The following is a 6,632-nucleotide window of genomic DNA, read 5'->3' on the forward strand; positions in this document are numbered from 1 at the left end:
AATACCATGTCTGCTCATCGAATATTTTCAATGATGGTTATGTGGGTGGCTATGACAATCTCTGGATGTTCACTTTTATCAGTGAAAATTGATAGCCAAACCGTACCGCTTACCAAGCAAGAGCTCAATATGCGTATATTGACGAGAGAATATGCGTTGCAATATTTTGCTCAGGTAGAGCAAGCTGCTGATTCTTTAGAAGCTAAGTATGACCCCAACGACCAAATTAACCAATCTTACCTCCTATTATGGAAAATAAACGCGGAAGAAGGCTTACAGGCCTCGGCTTATCAGGTCACCCCTATGGCTGGCCTGATTGATACGTGGGTATTCGCGCATCAAGTCGACGAGTTTTTTGCTACAGGAGCAGGCAGCAATCTGTTTGCCACGGATGAAGCCAAAAAAGTCTCTGAGCATTTGGCGAATGAAGTCGACAAGCTTGCTCAATCCATATTGAAAAAAGAAGTGTATGACAATACAAAACCGTTTGTGGCTAATTTCGTCAAGCAACATCCCTTTGCTGACCTGAGTATGATCAGAACGCCAGCCTACCGGGCATGGTTGGAATTTTCTCAAATTAGTGAGGAAGAAGCCGTAATGACGTTAGGAACAATGCCAGAAGCTCTGGGGGATGTGTCTGATCGGTTAAGTTTAGCGTCTAAACAAGCACCAAAGATCATGACATGGAAGGCACAATTACTGGCATTAAACAGCTCAGCCAGCATTGAAAAAGTCAACGCGGCGCTAAATAGCCTGCAAGTGACAGCCGATTCGATGAGAGATTTTATCGATAATAACCCAGAATATATGCGCTATTTGGCTGAGCAAATGGCACTTGAACTTCAGCCTCTGGTTGACGATATCGATATGAAAACCGAAGCTCGTCTATCTCAGTTAGGTGAAGAGCGTCAGGCGCTAGAAGAAATGGTGGCGAGAGAGCGTCAGGAAATTGCGTTGATTATTACTCATGAAAGAGAAAAATTTGCACAAGACATAGATCGCGTCTCTCAACAGGTTGTCGATTTGGCAATGACAAAATTGATTGAGCTTGTCAGAAGCACCATTATCTATTTCATTCTGTTCATTATCGCGATCTTCTTTGCTCCGCTAGGTCTTGGCTATGTACTGGGCAAGCGGGCTTCCGTCAAAGCAAACATAAAAGAAAGCTAGTTTGACTGCATTTACCTGAATTCAGCATAAATAAAAAGAGCGCCTTGGCGCTCTTTTGTTTTTGATATCAGTAAACGATATTAAGCCGTTTGTTGTTGTAATTCCGTTTCTTCTTGTGAGGTAGACTCTGCCACTGGCTCGCACTTATCAACGAACCATCCCATGTAAGAGCTAATGATTGTCACAATGATACAGACAAAGCTAAGCCACATGAACGGTGCGTAAGACAGGGTCGCGACACCTAGGATACTTGCCATGTAGATGCCGTTGTCACTCCAAGGAACCATACCAGAGGTTAAGGTGCCACCGAACTCTGCGTTACGAGATAAGTTTTTGCGTTTGTAACCAAGACGGTCGTAGTTTTTAGCACAGATTTTTGGCGTCAGGATGAGAGACACGTACATTGCTGAACCAAATACGTTACCCATAAATGCGGTACCAATGGTGCTGGTTGCCAATGAACCAGAGCTCTGGACACGTTTTTCAAATAGCTTCGCAATGGTTTCTAACACGCCTACTTTATCCAGCAAGCCACCAAAGCCCAAACCAAATACGATCACGGCAACGGAGCCTAGCATAGACGACATACCGCCTCGGTTTAGAATAGAGTCGATGAAATCAACACCAGACGAAATCGCAAATGGCGCCCACGCTGTATTGAATGCCGTCAGAAAATCTACATCCTGAATCATGACTGCCCAGATGATACCCAGTAACGAGCCAAAGCTGATAACGGGGAAAGAAGGCATGCGCATCGCCAGTAGGCCAAGCACGATTATCACTGGCACAAACGAGTAAGGTGTGATGTAGAACTGTTGCTCCATCGCTTTGATCACAGAGTCTACCTGGCTCATATCGACTTGGCCTGCATAGTGAAAGCCAAATGCGGTGAACATGATGCCAGTGATGATGTAGCTGATCAGAGCAATAGGTAACATACCTTTGATATGCTCCATCACTTCGACGTTAGACATGGAAGAAGCAAGGATTACAGAATCAGACAACGGCGACATTTTATCTCCGAAGTAACATCCAGAGAGAACCGCACCTGCTGTAATCGGAGCCGGAACACCCAGACCCTGACCAATTCCCATCATGGCAATACCCGCAGTACCAGCCGCACCCCAAGATGTACCCGTTGCTAATGCTGTTAAAGAACAGATGATCATTGTAGCGAGCAAAAAGATGGATGGATGAATAGCTTGTAGCCCGTAGTAAATGATGGTCGGAACAATACCACCGGAGATCCAGGTGCCAACAAGTGCACCTACGGCAAGGAGGATTAAAACCGCACCCAGGCCATTAGAAATACCATTTAATGCTGCTTTTTCAAGGTCTTTATACTGATGACCCAGCTTTATGCCCAATAGCATAATAATGAACCAACCAATGTATAGCGCTAGTTGGATTGGAAGATCGAGTTTAGCAGTGAACGAAAATGCCAAAAGAAGGAATAAACCTAACGAGATAAATACCTGAATCAGGTTAGGAAGGCGTGTTGTAACTTGCTTCATACGTGCCTCTGTATATCGTGGAGCAATAGAAGAAGACGCTCCTTGTTGTAATAGCGGCATAACATACAGTAACCAGCATTATATTTCGAATCTTTGGTGTTTTATGTTGATCTAGGGCTAGTTAAACGTTTGCATGTGAAGTTATTTTCTAGAAATGTTTAATAAAATTGGTGTTAAATGTTTTGTGGTGTGAAAATAATGTGCTTCAAATGTTACATGTAAAAGAGTGGTAAGACCAATGCGGGTAAAAAATAACTTTTCCTACTTATAAATGACGATTCCACGGAGTTCAAATGCTCAAAAATTACTTCTAAAGCAATTTTTCGGTAGAAAACGTTAAAAATTGCGCTCATTTACAAATTAGGGCTTGAGATTTTGCTGCGAAAATTGAACTATGGGAGAAGGTTTTTAATACATGGAGAGTTAAGGCGATGAGAGTTGGTTTAGTTGGTTGGCGCGGTATGGTAGGTTCAGTCCTGATGCAGCGCATGGTTGAAGAAAAAGACTTCGATCTAATCGAACCAGTATTCTACAGTACTTCTCAAATTGGTATTCCTGCTCCTAACTTAGGAAAAGACGCAGGCTTACTACAAGACGCGTTTGATATTGAAAGTTTAAAACAGCTTGATGCGGTGATTACGTGTCAAGGTGGTGGTTACACTGAAAAAGTGTATCCAGCACTTCGTCAAGCTGGTTGGAAAGGTTACTGGATTGATGCTGCTTCTACTCTGCGTATGGCAGAAGATTCAATCATCACACTGGATCCTGTAAACCTGAAGCAAATCCAGCAAGGCATCCACGGTGGCACTAACACGTTTGTTGGTGGTAACTGTACAGTAAGTTTGATGCTAATGGGTCTTGGCGGCCTGTTCGAGAAAGGCTTAGTTGAGTGGACAAGCGCGATGACGTACCAGGCGGCTTCTGGCGCAGGTGCACAAAACATGCGTGAGCTGATCTCTCAAATGGGCGTGATCAATGATTCAGTGAGCTCAGAACTTGCTAACCCAGCAAGCTCTATCCTGGATATCGATAAGAAAGTTGCAGAGACGATGCGCAGCGCTTCTTTCCCAACTGACAAATTTGGTGTGCCACTAGCTGGTTCGCTTATCCCGTGGATCGATGTGAAACGTGATAATGGTCAGAGCAAAGAAGAGTGGAAAGCGGGCGTAGAAGCAAACAAGATTCTTGGTTCTCAAAGCTCACCAGTTCCTATTGATGGTACTTGTGTACGTATCGGTGCGATGCGCTGTCACTCACAAGCATTGACTATCAAACTGAAGCAAAATGTGCCAATGGATGAAATCGAAGAGATCATTGCTACTCACAACGATTGGGTAAAAGTGATTCCAAACGAGCGAGACATCACGGCGCAAGAGCTATCACCAGCAAAAGTTACTGGCACGATGTCTGTACCAGTTGGTCGTTTACGTAAAATGGCGATGGGTGATGACTTCCTGAACGCGTTTACGGTTGGTGACCAATTGCTATGGGGCGCAGCTGAGCCTCTACGTCGTACACTAAGAATTATCCTTCAAGAGAAAGCATAACGTTTCTCTATTTTTGATGAAAAGAGCTCCTCATTAGGAGCTCTTTTTTTTGCTTTCTCCCCGAACGACACGTTTGTCCGGATCGGCAAGTTCACTACCACAGTGCTTGCAGTAGATGGCGTCTGGGTCATGGCCTGCTTGCGAACAGTTTGGGCATTTGACCAATTCTTTATGTGATTGAATTTCTTGGTGCAACTCTGCGGTAAAGATTCCTGTCGGCACGGCGATTATCGAATAACCCAGCAACATCGTTATTGAAGCCAGTGCTTTTCCTAGGTTGGTTTGGGGAACCAAATCACCGTACCCAACCGTGGTAATGGTCACGATGGCCCAGTAAATGCTTTTTGGGATACTGGTAAATCCATTTTCTGGCCCCTCAACGATATATATCAGTGACCCAAATATGGTGACAAGAATGGCAACCGCACTGAAAAAGATGAAGATTTTCCTGCGAGCCATGAGCAATGACCGAAGAAGAACATTAGAGTCTTGAAGATAGCGTACTAACTTTAAAATTCGGAAAATACGCAACACACGCAGTGCTCTAATCACGCCCATAAATGACGCTGATGGGAAGAATAGCACTAAGTAGGTTGGCAGAATCGCCAGTAAATCAACAATCCCGTAGAAGCTTTTTGCATAAGCGGCGGGTTTAGGTGAGCAATATAGGCGAAGAAGGTACTCGATGGTAAACAGGCCGGTAAAGGTGTACTCCAGGTACTTTAGCTCCTTTGCCCATTCAGCTTGCACCGCAGGAATAGAGTCGAGGACCAGAATAGCCAGTGAGCTTAATATCGCAATAATTAATACGATATCAAACGTTCGACCAGCCTTGGTATGCGTACCAAAAATGGTAACGTAGAGTGTATTTTTCAGAGAGTGAGTCTTCATGACAAAGCGATCCATGGTTGAATCGCTCTATCATACAAGCTTATGGAATATCAGGCTAATCCGGGAAATAGGTTACGTAGCCCGTTAGCGATGAACTCAATGCCGAGTGCACCAAGGATCAGGCCCATAATACGGGTGATTACGTTGATCCCTGTTTGGCCTAAAAAGCGAACGATCAATGGAGCGGAGCGGAACAGCAACCATGAGCAAAAACAGAACACCCCAATAGTAATACTAATGCCTACCGTATCTAGCATACTTGGGTAGCGAGCTCCGTAAACAATAGTCGAGCTGATTGCACCCGGTCCCGCCATTAGAGGCATTGCTAAAGGAACAACCCCGATCTGTTCACGACTGACGTATTCAGATTTCTCTTGTTTATTTTGTTTATCCTCACCCAACTTACCACTCATCATTGAGAATGCGATGCTTAGCAGCAGCAATCCGCCAGCAACTCGAAATGAATCCAGAGAAATGCTGAACATGTCCAGCAGGAGCTGACCTGCGAGTAGCGAGATACAAAGGATTATTGCAACGGCAATGTTTGCGGTTGTGGCTGTTTTACTCTTTTCTTCAGGTGTCATGTGGCCTGTCAGAGAGACGAACACTGGCATGATACCAACTGGGTTAACGGCAGCAACCAGACCTAAAAAAAACTGTAAGAAAATAGCGAGCTCAAAAGTTTGCATAGTGCATTCTCATAAACATTCACATAAGTGAAAAATGGAGAGAGTAGGTTATCTAAATCGTTTGAAGTTAAAGACACTCTATTCAGACGATATGACGTTGGACGCTAAATGTAAGTGAAAACACCACCCAGTAGAAATGAAAAAAACTAACGTATTTCCCATACTATTTGTGAGAAAAACTAATTTTTTAAAAATCTGTATCTAATCTGCAAATCAAATGTTGCATGGAGTGCTATTGTTTAACAGTTGTGTTTTACACAAACATTCACAATGATGCACTTTTGATTAAAAACAAAGGGTGATTGCAGAGGGGTGAGGTAATTCTATATACTATTAGTAGCACATTAAATTAGGCGTACATGTAATTTTTATGTCTAAAAATGAAACTTTTTTACAGTCTGGTGTAGTTAATTTAATTTTTTTGTCTGTTTGCTGCTTTTTTGTTCTATGGTTTGTAAGGTCTAAAGTTGTTTATTATCAGTTGGTTATAATTATACCTGTCGCTTATACTACACTTTGGTGGTATTTCGAGGATGAGAACTGATCCAAGTCAATTATTTTCATGCTTTGAAACATTATACTCAGCCATGAAAGCAATTTACTAAGTCGTTTGTTTGTTAAGTGGCTGATAAGCAGCAAAAAGAGATAAGCAATAGCCTTACTAAAAAGTTTTTAATATTTGTTAATTTTAGGAGAATCCCTATGCCTGTAACTAATATGGCTGAACTAGATGCAATGGTTGCCCGCGTTAAGAAAGCGCAAGAAGAGTTCTCTACTTACTCTCAAGAGCAAGTAGACAAAATCTTCCGTGCCGCTTCTCT

5 protein-coding genes are annotated in these 6,632 nt (G+C 43.0%); 2 read left to right on the forward strand and 3 right to left on the reverse strand.

Annotation, left to right across the window (positions count from 1 at the left end; translation table 11 throughout):
- Positions 1–6: 6 nt before the first annotated feature.
- Positions 7–1,170: a chemotaxis protein gene (locus V1U08_RS16800; protein WP_330471052.1), complete on the forward strand. Its 1,164-nt coding sequence runs from the start codon at positions 7–9 to the stop codon at positions 1,168–1,170.
- An 80-nt stretch (positions 1,171–1,250) separates the two neighbouring features.
- On the opposite strand, the gene nhaC is transcribed toward V1U08_RS16800, so the two are convergent.
- The gene (nhaC, locus tag V1U08_RS16805; protein WP_330471053.1) at positions 1,251–2,684 is read right to left on the reverse strand and encodes a Na+/H+ antiporter NhaC; all 1,434 of its coding nucleotides are present in this window, start codon (positions 2,682–2,684) and stop codon (positions 1,251–1,253) included.
- Positions 2,685–3,115: 431 nt separating this feature from the next.
- On the opposite strand from nhaC, the gene asd reads away from it, so the two are divergent.
- Positions 3,116–4,231, forward strand: a complete 1,116-nt coding sequence (gene asd, locus V1U08_RS16810) for an aspartate-semialdehyde dehydrogenase (protein ID WP_014232557.1) — start codon at positions 3,116–3,118, stop codon at positions 4,229–4,231.
- Between the two features lie 33 nt (positions 4,232–4,264).
- Here the strand turns inward: asd and V1U08_RS16815 are convergent, their stop codons facing one another.
- Together V1U08_RS16815 and V1U08_RS16820 are read right to left on the reverse strand one after the other, a co-directional pair.
- Positions 4,265–5,137 (reverse strand): ion transporter, encoded by an 873-nt coding sequence (locus V1U08_RS16815; RefSeq protein WP_330471054.1) that lies wholly within the window; start codon positions 5,135–5,137, stop codon positions 4,265–4,267.
- Between the two features lie 35 nt (positions 5,138–5,172).
- On the reverse strand, positions 5,173–5,811 hold the full coding sequence (locus tag V1U08_RS16820; protein WP_014232555.1) for a YchE family NAAT transporter: 639 nt from the start codon (positions 5,809–5,811) through the stop codon (positions 5,173–5,175).
- Positions 5,812–6,632: the final 821 nt, after the last annotated feature.

Origin of the sequence: Vibrio sp. YYF0003, assembly GCF_036350715.1 — a bacterium.
Taxonomy (GTDB): domain Bacteria; phylum Pseudomonadota; class Gammaproteobacteria; order Enterobacterales; family Vibrionaceae; genus Vibrio; species Vibrio natriegens.